General features: G+C 70.4%; 16 protein-coding genes. 6 read left to right on the top strand and 10 right to left on the bottom strand.

Annotated elements, in window-relative coordinates; all coding sequences use genetic code 11:
* Positions 1 to 17 precede the first annotated feature (17 nt).
* From rpmA to DPQ23_RS11810, 5 genes are all read right to left on the bottom strand, one after another.
* On the bottom strand, positions 18 to 287 hold the full coding sequence (gene rpmA, locus DPQ23_RS11830) for a 50S ribosomal protein L27 (RefSeq protein WP_112874996.1): 270 nt from the start codon (positions 285 to 287) through the stop codon (positions 18 to 20).
* Positions 288 to 290: 3 nt separating this feature from the next.
* A complete protein-coding gene (rplU, locus tag DPQ23_RS11825) occupies positions 291 to 752 on the bottom strand; it encodes a 50S ribosomal protein L21 (protein WP_112874995.1) in 462 nt (153 codons plus the stop codon).
* 206 nt (positions 753 to 958) lie between these two features.
* Positions 959 to 2,026 (bottom strand): CaiB/BaiF CoA transferase family protein, encoded by a 1,068-nt coding sequence (locus DPQ23_RS11820; RefSeq protein WP_112874994.1) that lies wholly within the window; start codon positions 2,024 to 2,026, stop codon positions 959 to 961.
* Between the two features lie 112 nt (positions 2,027 to 2,138).
* A complete protein-coding gene (locus DPQ23_RS11815) occupies positions 2,139 to 3,953 on the bottom strand; it encodes an ABC-F family ATP-binding cassette domain-containing protein (RefSeq protein ID WP_112874993.1) in 1,815 nt (604 codons plus the stop codon).
* A gap of 42 nt (positions 3,954 to 3,995) precedes the next feature.
* A complete protein-coding gene (locus DPQ23_RS11810) occupies positions 3,996 to 5,009 on the bottom strand; it encodes a serine hydrolase domain-containing protein (RefSeq protein ID WP_112874992.1) in 1,014 nt (337 codons plus the stop codon).
* Positions 5,010 to 5,159: 150 nt separating this feature from the next.
* Between DPQ23_RS11810 and DPQ23_RS11805 the strand changes: the two genes are divergently transcribed.
* The 3 genes from DPQ23_RS11805 to DPQ23_RS11795 all read left to right on the top strand — a co-directional run bounded on the left by DPQ23_RS11805 (position 5,160) and on the right by DPQ23_RS11795 (position 7,947).
* The gene (locus DPQ23_RS11805) at positions 5,160 to 6,161 is read left to right on the top strand and encodes a Fe(3+) ABC transporter substrate-binding protein (RefSeq protein ID WP_112874991.1); all 1,002 of its coding nucleotides are present in this window, start codon (positions 5,160 to 5,162) and stop codon (positions 6,159 to 6,161) included.
* Between the two features lie 95 nt (positions 6,162 to 6,256).
* The gene (locus tag DPQ23_RS11800) at positions 6,257 to 7,201 is read left to right on the top strand and encodes a nucleoside hydrolase (RefSeq protein ID WP_112874990.1); all 945 of its coding nucleotides are present in this window, start codon (positions 6,257 to 6,259) and stop codon (positions 7,199 to 7,201) included.
* Between the two features lie 125 nt (positions 7,202 to 7,326).
* Positions 7,327 to 7,947 (top strand): YitT family protein, encoded by a 621-nt coding sequence (locus DPQ23_RS11795; RefSeq protein ID WP_112874989.1) that lies wholly within the window; start codon positions 7,327 to 7,329, stop codon positions 7,945 to 7,947.
* 16 nt (positions 7,948 to 7,963) lie between these two features.
* Here the strand turns inward: DPQ23_RS11795 and DPQ23_RS11790 are convergent, their stop codons facing one another.
* Complete coding sequence (locus tag DPQ23_RS11790) at positions 7,964 to 8,308, bottom strand: arsenate reductase family protein (protein ID WP_240602655.1); 345 nt, start codon at positions 8,306 to 8,308, stop codon at positions 7,964 to 7,966.
* 149 nt (positions 8,309 to 8,457) lie between these two features.
* The gene (locus DPQ23_RS11785) at positions 8,458 to 9,768 is read right to left on the bottom strand and encodes a DUF3422 family protein (RefSeq protein WP_112875038.1); all 1,311 of its coding nucleotides are present in this window, start codon (positions 9,766 to 9,768) and stop codon (positions 8,458 to 8,460) included.
* A gap of 300 nt (positions 9,769 to 10,068) precedes the next feature.
* Between DPQ23_RS11785 and DPQ23_RS11780 the strand changes: the two genes are divergently transcribed.
* Positions 10,069 to 10,578: a L,D-transpeptidase family protein gene (locus DPQ23_RS11780; protein ID WP_112874988.1), complete on the top strand. Its 510-nt coding sequence runs from the start codon at positions 10,069 to 10,071 to the stop codon at positions 10,576 to 10,578.
* 126 nt (positions 10,579 to 10,704) lie between these two features.
* Here DPQ23_RS11780 and DPQ23_RS11775 read toward each other — a convergent pair whose 3' ends face one another.
* The 3 genes from DPQ23_RS11775 to DPQ23_RS15745 all read right to left on the bottom strand — a co-directional run bounded on the left by DPQ23_RS11775 (position 10,705) and on the right by DPQ23_RS15745 (position 14,813).
* Complete coding sequence (locus tag DPQ23_RS11775; protein ID WP_112875037.1) at positions 10,705 to 12,162, bottom strand: NAD(P)(+) transhydrogenase (Re/Si-specific) subunit beta; 1,458 nt, start codon at positions 12,160 to 12,162, stop codon at positions 10,705 to 10,707.
* An 82-nt stretch (positions 12,163 to 12,244) separates the two neighbouring features.
* Positions 12,245 to 13,819 (bottom strand): Re/Si-specific NAD(P)(+) transhydrogenase subunit alpha, encoded by a 1,575-nt coding sequence (locus DPQ23_RS11770; RefSeq protein ID WP_112874987.1) that lies wholly within the window; start codon positions 13,817 to 13,819, stop codon positions 12,245 to 12,247.
* 394 nt (positions 13,820 to 14,213) lie between these two features.
* Positions 14,214 to 14,813 carry a hypothetical protein gene (locus DPQ23_RS15745; RefSeq protein ID WP_205961453.1) on the bottom strand — a complete coding sequence of 200 codons (600 nt, stop codon included), beginning with the start codon at positions 14,811 to 14,813 and terminating at the stop codon, positions 14,214 to 14,216.
* Between the two features lie 163 nt (positions 14,814 to 14,976).
* On the opposite strand from DPQ23_RS15745, the gene pepN reads away from it, so the two are divergent.
* A complete protein-coding gene (pepN, locus tag DPQ23_RS11760; protein WP_112874986.1) occupies positions 14,977 to 17,538 on the top strand; it encodes an aminopeptidase N in 2,562 nt (853 codons plus the stop codon).
* Between the two features lie 116 nt (positions 17,539 to 17,654).
* The gene (locus DPQ23_RS11755) at positions 17,655 to 18,545 is read left to right on the top strand and encodes a lysophospholipid acyltransferase family protein (protein ID WP_112875036.1); all 891 of its coding nucleotides are present in this window, start codon (positions 17,655 to 17,657) and stop codon (positions 18,543 to 18,545) included.
* Positions 18,546 to 18,555 lie beyond the last annotated feature (10 nt).

Below are 18,555 nucleotides of genomic sequence, written 5' to 3'. Positions count from 1 at the left end.
TGCTGTACGAGACCGGCTTATTCTGCTGCGATCGCCGCGGGCTGGACCGAGATGAAGGTCCGCCCCTTCAGCCCCTTGCGGAAGGTCACATGGCCATCGACCAGCGCAAACAGCGTGTGGTCGCGGCCCATCCCGACGTTCTGGCCCGGCCACCAGGTGGTGCCGCGCTGGCGGACGATGATGTTGCCGGCAATGGCCTTCTGGCCGCCGAACAGCTTGACGCCCAGCCGGCGACCCGCGGAATCGCGGCCGTTCCGGGACGAGCCGCCTGCTTTCTTGTGAGCCATGACTCAGGCCTCCTGAACTTCGGCGACCGTGGTCGCCGGCTGCTTCTTGACGGGCTTGGCCGAGGCCTGCGCCGCAACCGGGGCCGCGCCGACCGAGCCATGCTCGGCCACGCGCGCCAGGCGCGCGCCGACGGCGGTCTTGACGGACGAGGCGTCCGCGCCCGATTCCAGCAGCTCGGTCACGCGCAGCAGAGTCAGTTGCTGGCGATGGCCGCGGGTGCGCTGCGACGAATGCTTGCGGCGGCGCTTGTGGAAGGTGATGACCTTGTCGGCCTTGATGGTGTCGATGACCTCGGCCACCACGCCCGCACCGGCCACCATCGGTGCCCCGATGGTCGAGCCGATCATCAGAATGTCGTTGAACTGGACCTTGTCGCCGGCTTCGGCGTCCAGCTTCTCGACGCGCAGCACGTCGCCGGGTTGAACCCGGTACTGCTTGCCGCCCGTCTTGAGGACTGCGAACATCGTGTCGTTCTCTTTCTTCTGCCGCGTCCTGTGGCCCCCGGTTGCCGGGTGTTCCAGGGCCTTCGGCCCGCCTCGGACAGCGCACCCGCCATGGGGTGGTGTGAACATGAATGTCCGGTCAAAGGCGGATGCCCTGCCGGTCGCGGGGCTATGCCGCATCCGGGGCGCAAAGTCAACATCCGCGCCCGCGCGCGGGATGGCGCCGTTCAGGTCCCGGCGCCCCAGCGCGCCAGGGCCTCGGTGGGTGCGATCGGGCGGCCCGCGCGCAGCGCAGCCGCCGTCGCCGACAGCCGGGGCGCCGGCGCGGGCTCGCCCTGCGCAAAGGCGGCGCGGGCCACGGCATGGGGATGGTGCGGGGCCTCGTCGATCGACAGCACCGGGGCCGCGCAGGCGTCGGTCCCCTCCAACACGGCAGCCCAGTTGTCCCGGGTCCGCAGGGCGATCGCCGATCCCAGCACGGCGCGCAGCGCGGGCCAGTTCGCCACGTCCATGCGGTCGGGCAGCGCCGCCGCGTCAAGCCCCAGGCGCGCAAGCAGCTCGGCCCAGAACTGCGGCTCGATCGCACCGACGGCCAGGTGACGACCGTCGGCACAGGGATAGCAGGTATAGAACGGGCAGTTGCCGTCCAGCAGGTTTGCGCCGCGCCGGTCGTCCCACCGGCCGGCCAGCCGCATCCCGGATATCATCGCCATCAGATGGACGACCCCGTCGCTTATGGCGGCGTCAACCACCTGTCCGCGGCCCGTGCGCGCCGCCGACAGCATCGCGGCCAGCATGCCCGCCACCAGATACATCGACCCGCCCGCGAAATCGCCCAGCAGGTTCAGCGGCGGCACCGGGTGGTCGGCGGGACCGATCGCATGCAGCGCGCCCGTGATCGCCAGATAGGTCAGGTCATGGCCCGCCGAATGGGCCAGCGGCCCCGTCTGGCCCCAGCCTGTCATGCGGCCATAGACGAGCCGCGGGTTGTCGGGAAAGTCGCCCGGGCCCAGGCCCAGCCGCTCCATCACGCCGGGGCGCATGCCTTCGATCAGCGCATCCGCCTGGCCGATCAGCGCGCGCACGGCGGCGCGGCCGTCGTCGGATTTCAGGTCAAGCTCGACCCAGTCGCGGCCCCGGTCCAGCACGTCGCGGTCCAGCCCAAGCACGTGACGGGCACCCGGCCGGGTCACGCGGATCACCTCGGCCCCGTGTTCGGCCAGCCACATGGCCGCAAAGGGCGTCGGACCAAGGCCCGCGATTTCCACGATGCGAAGTCCGTCAAGCGCGCCCATGCCATCCCCCGTCGTGCCGGTCTTCAGGATGGGGCGCGCGGGATGGATGCGCCAGCCGGAAAGACCTGTGCGGCACGCCAGCCGTCACCACCGCGGCCCTGCGCGGGCGGCGTCAGGCCTCGGCCCGTTCCGCCAGCGCCAGCCATTCCTCCTCGGCGGCGGCCAGGGCCTGCTGGCGTTCGGCCAGCGCGGCAGAGGCCTTGGCGAACTTGGCGGGGGCGGTGGCGAACAGCTGTGGATCGGCCAGGAAATCGGTCAGCCTGGCGATCTCGGCCTCAAGACGCGCGATCACGTCGGGCAGCGACTCGAGCCGGTGCCGCTCGGTGAAGCTCAGGCCCCCGCGCCCGGGCGCGCCGCGCGCCGGGGCGGGCCGTGCGGCGGCGGGCCGCGCCTCGGCCGCGTCAGCCTCGGGGGCGTCCTCACCCCGCTGGGCGCGGTAATCGGTCCATCCACCGGCATAGACCACGGCGCGGCCATCGCCCTCCATGGCGACGGTCGTGTCCGCCACGCGGTCGATGAAGTCGCGGTCGTGGCTGACCAGCAGCACGGTGCCGTCGTAATCGCCCAGGATGTCCTGCAGCAGGTCCAGCGTCTCGATGTCCAGGTCGTTCGTCGGCTCGTCCAGCACCAGCAGGTTCGACGGCCGCGCCATGATCCGCGCCAGCAGCAGCCGCGCCTTTTCGCCGCCCGACAGGCTGCCGACCGGCGCGCGGGCCTGCGCGTCGTCGAACAGGAAATCCTTGAGATAGGCAATGACGTGCTTGGGCTGGCCGCGGACCATCACCTGATCCGACCGGCCGCTGACGCGCATGGCCGGGTCCCCCGTCAGCGCATCCCACAGCGACACCGTGTCGTCGATCGCGGCGCGCGCCTGATCGAAGACGGCGACCTCAAGGTTCGTGCCATGCGCCACGGTGCCGGTGTCGGGCGCGATCTCTCCGGTCAGCATCTTGATCAGCGTGGTCTTGCCCGCGCCGTTCGGACCGACAAAGGCGATGCGGTCGCCGCGCTGCACGCGCAGATCGAACGGATGCAGGATCACCCGGTCGCCGAACGCCTTCGAGATGCCCTTGGCCTCGATCACCCGCTTGCCCGACTGGGTCCCCGACTCCAGCGCCATCGCGGCCGTTCCCTGGCGGCGGATCTGGCCCGCCCGCTCGGCGCGCAGGGCAGCCAGCGCCCGAACGCGGCCCTGGTTGCGCTTGCGCCGGGCGCTGATCCCCTCGACCGCCCAGCGGCCTTCGGCCTTGATCTTGCGATCCAGCTTGTGGCGGGCCTCGTCCTCGGCGGCCCAGGTGGCCTCGCGCCACTCCTCGAAGCCGTCGAAGCCGCGCTCCTGCCGGCGCACCTCGCCCCGGTCGATCCACAGGGTTGCCCGCGTCAGGCGGCGCAGAAAGGCGCGGTCGTGCGAGATCAGGACAAAGGCCGTGCGACTGTCGGACAGCTGTTCCTCGAGCCAGCCGATCGCCTCGATGTCCAGGTGGTTCGTCGGCTCGTCCAGCAGCATCAGTTCCGGCGCCTGGGCCAGCAGCCGGGCCAGCGCCGCGCGGCGCCGCTCGCCGCCCGAGGCGGTGGCGACCGGGCGGTCGGGGTCGAACTTCAGCCCCTCGGCCGCCATCGCCACGCGATAATCCTCGCCCAGGGGCAGGCCGGCTGCGGCAAACTCGCCCAGCGTGGCAAAGCCCGACAGGTCGGGGTCCTGCTCCATGTAGCCAACGGTCGTGCCCACCGGCACGATCACCTCGCCCCGGTCCGGCTCGACGAGGCCCGCCATCACCTTCATCAGGGTGGACTTGCCAGACCCGTTGCGGCCGACCAGGGCCACGCGGTCGCCGGGCTGGACGGTCAGCGACAGGTCGTCGAAAACGGGATTGCCGCCGAAGGTCAGCGAAATGCCGGTCAGTTGCAGAAGGGGTGCGCGCGCCATGCGCGGCGGTTAGCGCGGCAGGCCCGGGGCGTCAACGCCGCCTCAGGCCGCCAGCGCGGCAACGACGCGCCCGGCCAGCCGGTGCAGGTCGTCGCGGTATCCGCTGCGGGCCGAGGGCCGGTCGGGGTCGCTGGTCATCGCGACGGCCGCGGCGGGCGTGCCCGGTGCGGCGGGAAAGACATAGATCATCTGGCCGCCATAGCCCCAGCCATAGCGCACCGGCCGCCCGCCGATCCGCGACAGGAACCAGCCATAGCCGTAATCCTCGCCCGTGAAGAACGAGGCCGTCCGCCGCCGCCAGCTTTCCAGGACCCAGCCGGACGGAATCACGCCCGCGCCGCCCGCCGCATAGGCCGCGCCGAACGCCAACAGCGACCGCGTGCTCATCGCCATCTGGTTGCCGCCCAGGTGAATGCCCTGCGGGTCGCGTTCCCAGTCGGCAATGGCAAAGCCGGGAATGCCGCCCAGCCAGTCGCGGGCCAGCGCCAGCGTCGGCCGTCCGCCGACCTGCGCCAGGATCGCCGACACCAGATGCGACGAGGCGGTCGAATACAGCATCCGTCCGCCCGGCTCGGTCTCGAACGGGGCGGCCGGCGCCGCGCGGACCCAGTTCCGGCTGCCGACCCAGCGCCCGTAATTCGGCCCCGACTGGCGCTGCAGGCCGGCCTGCATGGACAGAAGGTGCCCCAGCGTGATGCGCGCCAGCCGCGGATCGGGATCGGGCGGCAGGTCCGCCGCCAGAAGGGGCGCGATGCGCTGGTCAGGACCCTGCAACAGGCCCCGCGCGATGGCGATACCGGCCAGGGCCGAAATCACCGACTTGGACGCGGACTTGATGTTGGTGGGCCGGTCGGGATCAAAGCCGCCATAGCCGCGCGCGGCCACCTCGGCCCCGTCGCGCCACACGGCGACGGCGCGCAGGCGGTCCAGCCCCTGCGCGTCGTCCAGCACGGCGCCCACGGCGGCGGCGGCAGCCCGCGCCGTCCGCGCGGTCGCCAGGATGGCGGGTGCGGCCAGCACGGCCAGCCCCGCCCGAAGAAGATCACGGCGCTGCATCCCGGCGATATGGGCACTCGTCCCGACCCCGCAACCGCCCGGGCGCATCGCCGGACCGGGCCTGTCAGAAATAAAGCAGTTTAGTCGGGTATTGACGGCTCGCACCGGCTGCGCCACACCAGCCCCATAGCTTGACCAAAGGACTCAACCATGACCCGACTGATCCTGGCCGCCCTCATCGGCTCGACCGCGATGCCCGCGCTGGCGCAAGAGGTGAACATCTATTCCCACCGCCAGCCCGAGCTGATCCAGCCGCTTCTGGATGCGTTCACCGCCGAAACCGGCATTCCCGTGAACGTGGCCTTCGTGGACAAGGGCCTGGTCGAGAAGCTGAAGGCCGAGGGCGACCGCTCGCCCGCCGACCTGATCCTGACCGTGGACGTGGCGCGCCTGGGCGAGGTCAAGGACGCGGGCGTGACCCAAGCCGTGCAGGACGCGGCCCTGGACGCGGCCATTCCCGCCAACCTGCGCGACGCGGACCATCACTGGTACGGGCTGACCACGCGCGCGCGCATCGTCTATGCCAGCAAGGACCGCGTGGCCGACGGCGAGGTCACGACCTACGAGGATCTGGCCGATCCGAAATGGAAGGGCCGCATCTGCACCCGGTCGTTCACCAACGACTATAACGTCGCCCTGACCGCGGCTTATCTGGCCCACCACGGCCCCGAGGCGACGACGCAATGGCTGGAAGGGATCAAGGCCAACCTGGCGAAAAAGCCCGAGGGCGGCGACCGCGACCAGGTCAAGTCGATCTGGGCCGGCGAATGCGACATCAGCCTGGGCAACACCTACTACATGGGCAAGATGCTCGAGGACCCGGAACAGAAGGCATGGGCCGAATCCGTCCGCATCGTGTTTCCGAAGTTCGAGGACGGCGGCACCCATGTGAACGTCTCGGGCGTGGCGATGACAACATCGGCGCCCAACAAGGACGCCGCGCTCAAGCTGATGGAGTTCCTGGCCAGCGACACCGCGCAGAAGATCTACGCCGAGACGAACTATGAATTCCCGATCAAATCGGGCGTGGCGCTGTCCCCGGTGGTGCAAAGCTGGGGCGAGTTCACGCCCGACAGCGTCGATCTGACCGAGATCTCGCGCCTGCGGCCCGACGCGCTGAAGCTGATCCAGCAGGTCGATGTCGATGGCTGACGCCACGGCGGCGGCGGCGCCCAAGCCAGAGGCCTTTGACGGGCGACCGGCCTGAGGCCTATCAAGGCGGCTCATCCAGTCCCGGGGGGCCGCCGATGCCATGCAAGATCATCATCGACACCGATCCGGGGCAGGACGATGCCGTCGCCATCCTGCTGGCGCTGGCCTCGCCCGAACTGCAGGTCCTGGGCATCACGGCGGTCGCGGGCAATGTCCCGCTGCCGCTGACCGCGCGCAACGCGCGGATCGTGTGCGAGCTGGCCGGCCGCCCGGATGTGCCGGTCTTTGCCGGCTGCGACGCACCGCTGACACGCCGGCTGGTCACGGCCGAACATGTCCACGGCAAGACCGGGCTGGACGGCGTGGACCTGCCCGCGCCCGCCATGCCGCTGCAGGATACGCACGCCGTCGATTTCATCATCGACACGCTGCGGCGCGAGGCGGCGGGCACCATCACACTGGTCCCGATCGGCCCGCTGACCAACATCGCATCGGCCTTTCGCCGCGCCCCCGACATCATCCCGCGCGTGGCCCGGATCGTCATGATGGGCGGCGCCTATTTCGAGGTGGGCAACGTCACCCCCGCCGCCGAGTTCAACGTCTTCGTCGATCCCGAGGCCGCCGCCGAGGTCCTGGCCGCCGGCGTGGACCTGGTGATGATGCCGCTGGACGTGACGCACCGGGCGCTGACCAGCCGGGCATGGGTGGACGCGATGGCCGCCACCGGGCCGGTCGGACGCGCGGTGGCCAGCTGGACCGATTTCTTCGAACGCTTCGACAAGGCGAAATACGGCCACGAGGGCGCGCCGCTGCACGATCCCTGCGCGGTCGCCTGGCTGGTCGCGCCCGAGCTGTTTTCCGGCCGCCGCATCAACGTCGAGATCGAGACGCAGGGCCGGTGGACCACCGGCATGACCGTCGCCGACTGGTGGGGCGTCAGCGGGCGGGCGGCGAACGCCCTGTTCATGCGCGATGTGGATGGGCCTGCGTTCTTCGACCTGCTGACCCGGCGCATCGGGGCGCTGGACCGGCCGGGCTGACGCGCCGGCGCGGGGTGGACAAGATCACGGCCGCGCGGCATGGACGGCCCCATCGCTGCCCGCGCAGTCCCGCCCGGTCGGTCCCGCCGCTTGCTCCCCCTGGCCCTTTCTCCCTGGTCCCGTCGATGCCGCCCCATACCGCCCCCTTGCTGCCCCCTGCCCGCCACACGGCCGCCGAGGACGCACAGGGCATGGTCTTCGGTGCCGCCATGGCGGGCTTTGGGGCGTTCCTGCTGGCCAGCGCCGGGCTGATCACCGGGCAGATGGCGGGGCTGGCGCTGCTGATTTCCTATCAAAGCGGCTATGCGTTCGGGCCGGTCTATCTGGTCCTCAGCCTGCCGTTCTATGGCTTCGGCTATCGTCGCCTGGGACTGGCCTTCACGGTGCGGACACTGGCCTGCGTGCTGATCATGGTCGCCGTCAGCCTGGTGCTGCCGGCGCTTGTGGGGTTCGACCGGCTGCATCCCGGCGCGGCGGCAGTGCTGGCAGGCTTCACCTCGGGGGCGGCGTTGCTGGCCCTGTTTCGCCACCGCGCCAGCCTGGGCGGCATCGGCATCGTGGCGGTGGACCTGCAGGACCGGTTGGGCATCAGGGCCGGCTGGGTGCAGATGGGCTTTGACGCGGTGCTGTTCGCTGCCGCCGCGATGATCCTGCCCTGGGACCGGGTGCTGTGGTCGGCGCTGGGGGCGGGCGTCGTCAACCTGGTGATCGCGATCAATCACCGGCGCGACCGCTATGTGGTCTGACGGGGCGCCCCGGGCGTCAGGCCGGCACGCCCATCGCGCGCTTGACGGTCGCGGTCCAGCCCAGCAGGCGCTGGTCGCCCGCAAGGATGACCGGACGCTTCATCACCGAGGGACGCTCGCCCAGCATGGCGACCGCATCGGCGGCGCGCTCCTCCTCGGACATGGCGCGCCAGGTCAGGCTGGCGCGGTTCACCAGGCGGTCGCCGAACGCCTCAACCAGCGTGCGCCGCTCGTCCTCGGACAGCGGCTCGTCCTTGACGTCGCGGAACGTGACGGTCCAGCCGGCGTCCTGCAGCGCGGCCTGCGCCTTCTGGCAGGTCGAGCAATGGGCCAGACCCAGCATCCGCAGCGTGCCGGCCATGTCAGATCAACGGCACCAGCGGAACGCCGCAGGCCGACAGCACCAGCAGGGCGGCAAGGGCAAGGTATCGGGTCATCGTCGGCTCCTTCACCATGGGGGGCCATCCTGCCCGCAGGCCAGGGGCTGGGCAAGTCACGGCGGCGCGAGCGTCACAGATCCCCATGCCCCGCGTGGTCGCCGGCGGCGCGATGCAGCCCGGCGCGGACACGGCGCATCGCCCACCAGACCGCCCCCACCACCAGAGGCGTCAGCGCCGCAATCACCACCGCCTTGTCGATCGCCAGCGCATGGGCCAGCGGATAGGCGGCATAGCCGATCAGCCCGACGGCATAATAGCTGATCGCCACCACCGACAGCCCCTCGACGGTGTGTTGCAGCCGCAGTTGCAGGTCGGCGCGGCGGTCCATGCGTTCCAGCAGCGCCTGGTTCTGCGCGCTGCGCTGCACATCGACGCGGGTCCGCAGCAACTCGCCCGCCCGCGCCGCGCGGTCCAGCATCTCGGCCAGGCGCCGCTCCGCGGACCGGATCGTCCGCATCGCAGGCTCGAACCGGCGCGTCATGAACTCGGCGATGGTCTGGCGGCCCTGGAACCGCACCTCGCGCAGGGCCTCGATGCGGTCCGAGACGATGGCGTCATAGGCGGCGGTGGCGCCAAAGCGGAACTGATGCTGGGTCGCGGCGGCCTCAAGCTCGGCCGAGACGGCCAGCAGGTCGGCCAGCACCTGGTCGGGCTGGCGGGCCTGGTCGGGGGCGATCAGCGCGGCCAGCCGCGGCTCGAGCGCGTTCAGCCGCGCGGTCAGCGCCCGCACGCGCGGCAGGCCCAGCATGGACATCGCGCGATAGGTCTCCAGCTCCAGCAGGCGCTGGACAAGGCGGCCGATGCGGCCCGGCCCCACCTCGGGGCGAACGAAAACGGCAAAGCGCGTCCAGCCCGCCGCGTCGATGCGAAAATCGGTCGCGATCACCCCCTGCCCGTCCAGGACGCCCGCCACGCTCAGCCCGTCCTCGGCGAACATCCCCGCCAGCCGGTCGCCGATCCGGGTCGTATCCTCGGGCAGCAGGTCGATCTGGACCATGGCCGCCACCACGCGGCGGCCGGGGGCGGTCGCCTGCCAGGCGGCCGGCAGGATCGCCGCCGCGGACGGATCGAACGGCCGCTCTGGCAGCCCCGGCGCGAAGGCCACGTAGCTCACGAATTCCGTATGATTCTCCCACCGCAACTGGTGGCGGCCCAGCATCGCGGCATAATGGCTGGCGCCGGGCTGGGGCGCGGGGGCGCCGTAACGCACGGCCAGGGCCGCCAGATGGGCAATGTCGGCGGCCGGGTCGCGGTTCGCGGCGTCACGGGGTTCCTTGAACGCCACCAGCACGGCCGTCGCCGGCGCCTGCAGCCGCGGGGACGGGCGGGCATGAAGCTCGTTCACCATCGCATAGCGCAGCGGATGATCGACCGGGTCCATGACGCCGGGCGCAGCGAGGTCGGCGGGCTGGTGCGGGTCGGGGTTCGGATCGCTCATCCGCCGCAAACAAACCGCAAACCGCGCCCTGTGCAAGCCCCGCGCGCGGCGTCTGCGCCGACAGTCGCAGGGCACGGGCGGCCTGCCCCGGGGCGCCGAATGCGGCCCTGGGGTAGACCCCTGCGGACCTTTCGCGCCCGCGGGGCCCGGATGTTCCCTTCGCAGTTGTGATCGCCGCGGCGTTGCGCGGGGTCACGACGTGGGCCATTGTCGCCAAAAACGCGGGTCAAGCGGGGACGGACCATGACCATTCACATGCGGGCCGTGTCGGCCGCGATGCTGCTGGCGCTGGTCGCCTCGTGCGGGCCGGGCAAGTTCAAGCAGTATTCCGGCCCCCCGGTCACGCAGGTCGTGGTGAACAAATCGGCCCGGCAGATGCTGCTGTTCAGCGGCAGTTCGATCATCGGGGCCTACAACGTCAGCCTGGGGAACGAGCCGCAGGGCCACAAGCAGTTTTCCGGCGACGGCAAGACGCCCGAGGGGAACTACTTCATCGACCGGCGCAACCCGGACAGCCGCTATCACCTGTCCATCGGGATTTCCTATCCCGACCCGCAGGACGTGGCGTTCGCGGCGTCGGTGGGACAGGACCCCGGCAACGACATCTTCATCCACGGCCAGGGCCCCGAAGGGCGCGCGCTGGCGCCCATCCGGGGCGACTGGACGGCAGGCTGCATCGCCGTGACCGATGCCGAGATCGAGGACATCTATGCCATGGTCCGGGACGGCACGCCGATCCAGATCAATCCCTGACAGGACCGCCGCCCGCTTTCGGCATCAAGGCCCCTGCGTCCCGCGCGGGGGCCTTCCCGTTCAAGGACCGCGCCAAAGGAAAACCCCCGCCGGTCGGGCGGGGGCTTGGGCCTGCGTGCGGTCCGGTCAGTCGATCATCGGCAGCAGCGCGTCGATCGACTTCTTGGCGTCGCCATAGAACATCCGCGTGTTTTCCTTGTAGAACAGCGGGTTCTCGATGCCGGAATAGCCGGTGCCCTGCCCGCGCTTGGACACGAACACATGCTTGGCCTTCCAGACCTCCAGCACCGGCATCCCGGCGATGGGGCTGTTGGGGTCTTCCTGCGCGGCCGGGTTCACGATGTCGTTCGAGCCGATGACGATGGCGACGTCGGTGGACGGGAAATCCTCGTTGATCTCGTCCATCTCCATCACGATGTCATAGGGCACCTTGGCCTCGGCCAGCAGCACGTTCATGTGGCCGGGCAGGCGACCGGCGACCGGATGGATCGCAAAGCGCACCTTCTTGCCCGCCGCGCGCAGCTTGCGCGTCAGTTCCGACACGGACTGCTGCGCCTGCGCCACGGCCATGCCATAGCCGGGGACGATGATGACGCTGTCGGCCTCGTTCAGGGCCGCGGCCACGCCCTCGGCGTCGATGGCGATCTGCTCGCCCTCGATCTCCATCGCGGGGCCCGTCTCGCCGCCGAAGCCGCCCAGGATCACGCTGATGAAGCTGCGGTTCATCGCCCGGCACATGATGTAGGACAGGATCGCACCCGAGGACCCCACCAGCGCGCCCACCACGATCAGCAGGTCGTTGGACAGGGTGAAGCCGATCATCGCCGCCGCCCAGCCCGAATAGCTGTTCAGCATCGACACCACGACCGGCATGTCGGCCCCGCCGATCCCCATGATCAGCGACCAGCCGATGAAGCCCGCGATCAGCATGATGACCAGCAGCCACAGCATCGCCGGACCCCAGCCCGCGACGTAGAACAGCGTCAGCAGCAGCGCGACCAGCGCCGCGGCAAGGTTGGTCCAGTGGCCGCCCCGCACCTTGCGCGGCTTGCCGTCGATCTTGCCGGCCAGCTTGCCATAAGCGACGACCGACCCGGTGAAGGTCACGGCGCCGATGAACACGCCCAGCGCCACCTCGATCTTGAGCATGGCGATCTCGGCCGGGGTCTTGTGCGCCAGCACGGCGGCAAATCCGCGGAAGACGTCGGTGACGCCGTTCGCGCGGGCCCACATCACGCGGCCCATCTCGATCTGGGCGTTCAGGCCGATGAACACGGCCGCCAGACCGACAAGGCTGTGCATCGCCGCGACAAGCTGCGGCATCTCGGTCATCTGCACGCGGGTCGCCAGGACATAACCGCCGGCCCCGCCGATGACGATCATCAGCAGCGACAGCCACCAGTTGTGCAGGCCCGGCCCGAACAGCGTGGCCACGACCGCAAGAGCCATGCCGACGATGCCGTACCAGATCGCGCGCTTGGCGCTTTCCTGGCCCGACAGCCCGCCCAGCGACAGGATGAACAGCACGGCCGCGACGACATAGGCGGCGGTGGTAAAGCCGAAGGCGGGCAGCGCCTCGACCATGGACGACGGAATGCCGGGGCTGACGACAGGGTCGAGGCCCGGTGCAGGCGTGGTGATCACGGTGGTGGCCATCGACGCCTCCTTACGATTTCTGGAACATGGCAAGCATCCGGCGCGTGACCAGGAAGCCGCCGAAGATGTTGACCGCGGTCATCAGCACGGCCAGCGCGCCAAGGATCACGACCCAGGCCGACCCCGACCCGATCTGAAGCAGCGCCCCCAGGATCACGATCGAAGAGATCGCGTTGGTGATCGCCATCAGCGGCGTGTGCAGCGAATGGGCGACGTTCCAGATGACGCTGAAGCCGACGAAGCAGGCCAGCACGAACACGATGAAGTGCGACAGGAACGACGCCGGGGCGAACAGTCCGATCAGCAGCATCACCAGCGCGCCCACGCCCAGCAGCGTGACCTGGCTGCGGGTCTGCGCGCGGAAGGCCGCAAGCTCCTGCGCGCGGCGTTCCTCGGGGGTCAGTTCGCGCGGCTTTTCCTTGGGCTTCTGCACCGCGATCGCCTGGATCTTGGGCGGCGGCGGCGGCCAGGTCACGTCACGGTCCTTGGTCACGGTCGCGCCGCGGATCACGTCGTCGTCCATGTCGTGGACCAGCGTGCCGTCCTTGGCCGGCGTCAGGTCGGCCAGCATGTGGCGGACGTTGTTGCCGTACAGCTCGGACGCCTGCGCGCCCATCCGCGACGGAAAGTCGGTATAGCCGATGATGGTGACGCCGTTGTCGGTCACGATCTTTTCGTCGGGCACCGTCAGGTCGCAGTTGCCCCCGCGCTCGGCGGCCAGGTCGATGATGACGCTGCCCGGCTTCATCGCGGCGACCATGTCCTCGGTCCACAGCTTGGGCGCAGGGCGGCCGGGGATCAGCGCCGTGGTGATGACGATGTCCATCTCGGGCGCAAGCTCGCGGAACTTGGCAAGCTGCGCCCCGCGGAACTCGGGCGACGAGGGCGCGGCATAGCCACCCGTGGCGGCGCCGTCCTGCAGCTCGTCCTTGAAGTCGAGATAGACGAACTCGGCCCCCATCGATTCGATCTGCTCGGCCACCTCGGGGCGAACGTCGAAGGCATAGACCTGCGCGCCCAGGCTGGTCGCGGCGCCGATGGCGGCCAGGCCCGCCACCCCCGCGCCCACGATCAGCACCTTGGCCGGCGGCACCTTGCCCGCGGCTGTCACCTGCCCCGTAAAGAACCGGCCGAAGTTGTTCGCGGCCTCGATCACGGCGCGATAGCCGGCGATGTTGGCCATGGACGACAGCGCGTCCATCTTTTGCGCGCGGCTGATGCGCGGGACCATGTCCATCGCGATGGCGTTGACGCCGCGGTTGCGCGCGGCCTCCAGCAGCTCGGCGTTCTGCCCGGGGTAGAAGAACGAGATCAGCGTCTGGCCTTCGCGCATGGCCGCCATTTCGGCGTCCGAAGGCGGACGCACCTTGGCCACCACGTCCACCGCCGCGATCAGCGCCGCCGCGGTGGGATGCACCGTCACGCCGGCCCGCTCGTACGCCGCGTCCGAAAAGCCGGCGCGGGCGCCTGCGCCCGATTCGACGTGGACCTCGTGACCCAGCTTTTGCAGATGCCCGGCCGAGGACGGGGTAACGGCAACCCGCGCCTCGCCTTCGGTCGTTTCCTTCAACGCGCCAATTCGCACCGGCCGGCCTCCCTGTATCGCCACCTTCGCAACCGCGGAATGGATAGCATCGCGCAATAATGTTTCACAAGCGGCCCGGCAGCGTTTCGTTGCTGTCGCCCTCAAAGCAGGCGCGTCACGCACCCGCGCCGCGGGGGCCGCCCTGGGCCGGCGGCTGTCCTGCGCCAGCCAGCGCGGCTGCCGCGTCGACTGGCAACGGTCCCCGACGAGGATGCGACCCCGAACCGCTTCCTGAGCGTGCGGACGCCGTCCGACAACGGCAGGGGACGCACGCGCGGCTCACCCGCCTGACGCACGCAGCGCCAAGGCACAAGGCGCGGCCCTGGGGGTCATGCGAAAACCGCCGCACCCGGGGGCGCGGCGGCTGTCGTGGAACCGTGTGGCTGGTCCGTCCTCAGTTCGTCGGGGCCGGCGTGGTGACCGGGGCCGTGGTCGTGGTGGTCGTCGCGGCATCGGCCGCGGCGTCGGCGGCATCGGCCGCAGTTTCGGCAGCGGCGTCCGCGGCGGCGCCCGTGGCGGTGGCGGCGTCCTGCGCAGCCTCGCCCGCCGTTTCGGCAGCTTCGCCCGCGGCGGTGGCCGCGTCAGCCGCGGTCGTGGCCGCGGCGCCGGTGGTCGCCGACGTGTCGGTGGCGGTGGTGTCGGTCGCCGTGGTCGTGGCCGTGTCGGTCGTCGTCGTGGTCGCCGGCTCGGTCGTGGTGGTCGCAACCGGCGCGGTCGTCGTCGCGGTCGACGAGGTCGTCGTCGATTCGGTCGTCGTGGGCTCGGTGGTGGTGGTCGTGGTCTCGGTGTCGCCGCCCATGAACGTCGACAGCAGCCACCAGGCCAGCGCCAGCGCCAGCAGGATACCGATGATCAGCGGCAGCGGAGAGGCCTTCTTCTCCACCGGCTCGACATAGGTTTCCGTCACGACCGTCGACCGGCCGCTGGGGTCGACCGGGCGATGCGGATCGGTGGCGTCGGTGCGGCGGGGATCGTTCGGGTCGTAATGGGCCATGAATGGTCTCCTTGAAGATATGCGAACACGGTCGGGGGTCCCCTTGCCACGCACCGCAGTCGGACGGCACGGCCTTGGCTTGCGACCCGGCTATCCTGCGCTTAACACGCCGTTACAGCACAAGTTCCGCGCACAGACCACTTTTTCGGCAGTGAGGCAAGCAATGGCAGAAACGCGCCGCCTTGGCGATTACCGCCCCTGGGCCTTTGCCCTGACCGCCACGCGACTGGCGTTCCGCCTGGACCCCGACGCGACGCTGGTGCGGTCGGATCTGCACCTGAGGCGGGCCGGACCCGGCCCCCTGGTGCTGGACGGCGGCCCCGGGCTGATCACCCGCGCGCTGACCATCGACGGCGCGGACATCGACCCGGCGCACATCACCCTGGGCGACGGGCGGCTGACCATCGACGCTGCCGCCCTGCCCGCCGGGCCGTTCGTCTTTTCGGCCGAGGTCGAGATCGCGCCGGCCGCCAACACCGCGCTGGAGGGGCTGTACCTGTCCGGCGGCATCTATTGCACCCAGTGCGAGGCCGAGGGCTTTCGCCACATCACCTGGTATCCCGACCGGCCGGACGTCATGGCCCCGTTCCGGGTCCGCATCGAATCCGACCTGCCGGTGCTGCTGTCGAACGGCAATCCCGCGGCCGCGGGGCCGGCCTGGGCGGAATGGGACGACCCCTGGCCCAAGCCCGCCTATCTGTTCGCGCTGGTGGCGGGCGATCTGGCCGCCGCCAGCGACCGGTTCGTGACACGTTCGGGCCGCGACGTGGCGCTGAACGTCTGGGTGCGGCCTGCCGACGTGGACCGGGCGGGCTTTGCGCTGACCTCGCTGAAAAAGGCCATGCGTTGGGACGAGGACGTCTATGGCCGGGAATACGACCTGGACGTGTTCAACATCGTGGCCGTCGACGATTTCAACATGGGCGCGATGGAGAACAAGGGCCTGAACATCTTCAACGCGCGCCTGGTCCTCGCCAGTCCCGAGACGGCGACCGACGCCGACTACGAGCGCATCGAGGCGGTGATCGCGCACGAGTATTTCCACAACTGGACCGGCAACCGCATCACCTGCCGCGACTGGTTCCAGCTGTGCCTGAAAGAGGGCCTGACGGTGTTCCGCGACCAGCAGTTCACGTCCGACATGCGCTCGGCCGCGGTCAAGCGGATCGAGGATGTCGTGACCCTGCGCGCCCGCCAGTTCCGCGAGGATGCCGGACCGCTCGCCCATCCGCCGCGCCCCGACCATTACCAGGAGATCAACAACTTCTACACCGCCACGGTCTATGAAAAGGGCGCCGAGGTGATCGGGATGCTCAAGCGCCTGGTGGGCGACGACGGCTATCGCGCGGCGCTGGACCTGTATTTCGACCGCCACGACGGGCAGGCCTGCACGATCGAGGACTGGCTTCAGGTGTTTCAGGACGCCACGGGCCGCGACCTGACGCAGTTCAAGCGCTGGTACACCGACGCGGGCACCCCGCGCCTGCGGCTTGCCGAGGACTGGGATGCGGACGCAGGCCGCCTGACCCTGCGCTTTGCCCAGTCCACACCCGCGACGCCGGGCCAGCCCGACAAGCCGCCGCGCGTGATCCCCATCGCCTTGGGTCTGATCTCGCAGAATGGCGACGAGGTGATGGCGACCCGCGTGCTGGAGATGACCGAGGCCGAGCAGGACTGGCGCTTCGACGGCTTGGGCAGCCGCCCGGTCGTGTCGCTGCTGCGCGGCTTTTCCGCGCCGGTCACGGTCCAGCGCCAGATCGGCCGCGACGACCGCGCGGTGCTGCTGGCCCATGACACCGATCCGTTTGCGCGCTGGCAGGCGGGCCACGATCTGGCGATGGAATCGCTGGCAGCCCTGGCGCAGGGCGGCGAGTCCGATCCGGCGCTGAGCCATGCGCTGGGGGGCCTGCTGGCCGACGCGGGCCAGGACCCCGCCTTTGTCGCGCTGGTCCTGCGCCTGCCGTCCGAGGATGAGATCGCGGCCGAGATCGTCACCCACGGCGGCGTGCCCGACCCCGATGCCGTCCACCGCGCACGCGAGGGGCTTGCGGCAGAGATCGCCGCCCGGCACGCCGGCGTGCTGGGCCGGATCTATGCCGAGATGACCGTGGCCGATCCTTACGCGCCGGATGCGGCGCAGTCGGGCGCGCGCAGCCTGCGGCTGGCGGCGCTGTCGCTGCTGTCGCGCATCGACGGGGGCGACCGCGCGCGGGCCTTGTGGGACAAGGCCGGGAACATGACCGAACGGCTGGGCGCGCTGGCCGCGCTGGTCAGCCTGGGCGCCGCCGATGCGGCGCTGGACGACATGCGGGCGCAGTTCGGGGCCAACCGCCTGGTCATGGACAAGTGGTTTGGCGTGCAGGTGACGGCCGCGCCCCCCGCCACGGCGGTCGCCACCGCCCGCAGGCTGGCGGCACGCGACGATTTCGACTGGCAGAACCCCAACCGCTTTCGGGCGCTGGTGGCGGGGCTGGCCGCCAACCCGGCCGCGTTCCATGCCGCCGACGGGTCGGGATATGATTTCGTCGCGGACTGGCTGATCCGAATGGACCCGGTCAACCCGCAGATCGCCGCCCGCGTCAGCACCGTGTTCGAGACCTGGACCCGCCACGATGCCATGCGCCGCGATCGTGCCCGCGCGGCGCTGTCGCGGATCGCCGCGGCGCCGGGTCTGTCGCGCAACACCGCCGAGATGGTGTCGCGCATTCTTGCCACTGGCGGCTGACCCGGCTTGCGGCCCCCCCGGACCCCATGGATAATCGCCTGACCATGACCACGCGCCCGCCCGTCAAGCCCGCCGCGTCCGCAGCCGCCACGGGGCGACTGCCTGCCCGGACCGAGATGCAGCAGCGGCTGGACCCGCTGATCGCCGAACGGGCGCCGTGGTTTTATTCGGGCAAGCCGCATCACACGCTGGCCAAGGCGATGATGATGCGGCTGCTGCGCTATCCCCGTTCGATCGAGCTGGCGACCGAGTTCCGCGACCTGCCCACGGACGAGATCATGCGCCGCGTCTCGGCGCTGATCGTGCGCGACCTGCGCGTCGAGGGCATCGAGAACCTGCCCGCGACGGGTCCCGCGCTGATCGTGGCGAACCACCCGACTGGCATTGCCGACGGCATCGTGCTGCACGCCGTCGTGTCGGCGGTGCGCGACGACCTGTTCATCTATGCCAACCACGACATGATCCGCGTGCTGCCCCAGACCGAGGAGCTGATCGCCCCGGTCGAATGGCGGCTGGAAAAGCGCAGCCACGCCAAGACCAAGGCCACGATGGACTATACCCGCGCCGCGCTGGGTCAGGGCCGGATCGGACTGATCTTCCCGTCGGGGCGGCTGGCCAAGCGCCGCGGGCTGACGCTGCACGAACGCCCGTGGATGGCCAGCGCCGTGATGATCGCGCGCAAGTTCGGCGCCCCGGTCATTCCGGTCCACATCCGCGCCCGCAACTCGGCGCTGTTCTATCTGCTGGACGCGATCCACCCCACGCTGCGCGACGTGACCCTGTTCAACGAGGTGCTGAACAAGGCCGGGCACACCTATCGCATCAGCATCGGCGAGCCGATCGACCCCGCCACCCTTCCCCCCCGGTCCGAGGACGGGATCGAGGCGCTGCGCCGGGCCGTCCTGTCGCTGCCGCCGCCGAGCACCTCGGCGGCGCACCTGTCGCACCTGCGCGAGGCACGCCGCCGCCGCCGCGCCACCCGCCAGCCGATGGGCGAAAAGCTCTAGCCCGCGCCAC

This window comes from Paracoccus endophyticus, assembly GCF_003286075.1.
Lineage (GTDB): Bacteria > Pseudomonadota > Alphaproteobacteria > Rhodobacterales > Rhodobacteraceae > Paracoccus > Paracoccus endophyticus.
This window is presented reverse-complemented; position numbering and strand designations above follow the sequence as displayed.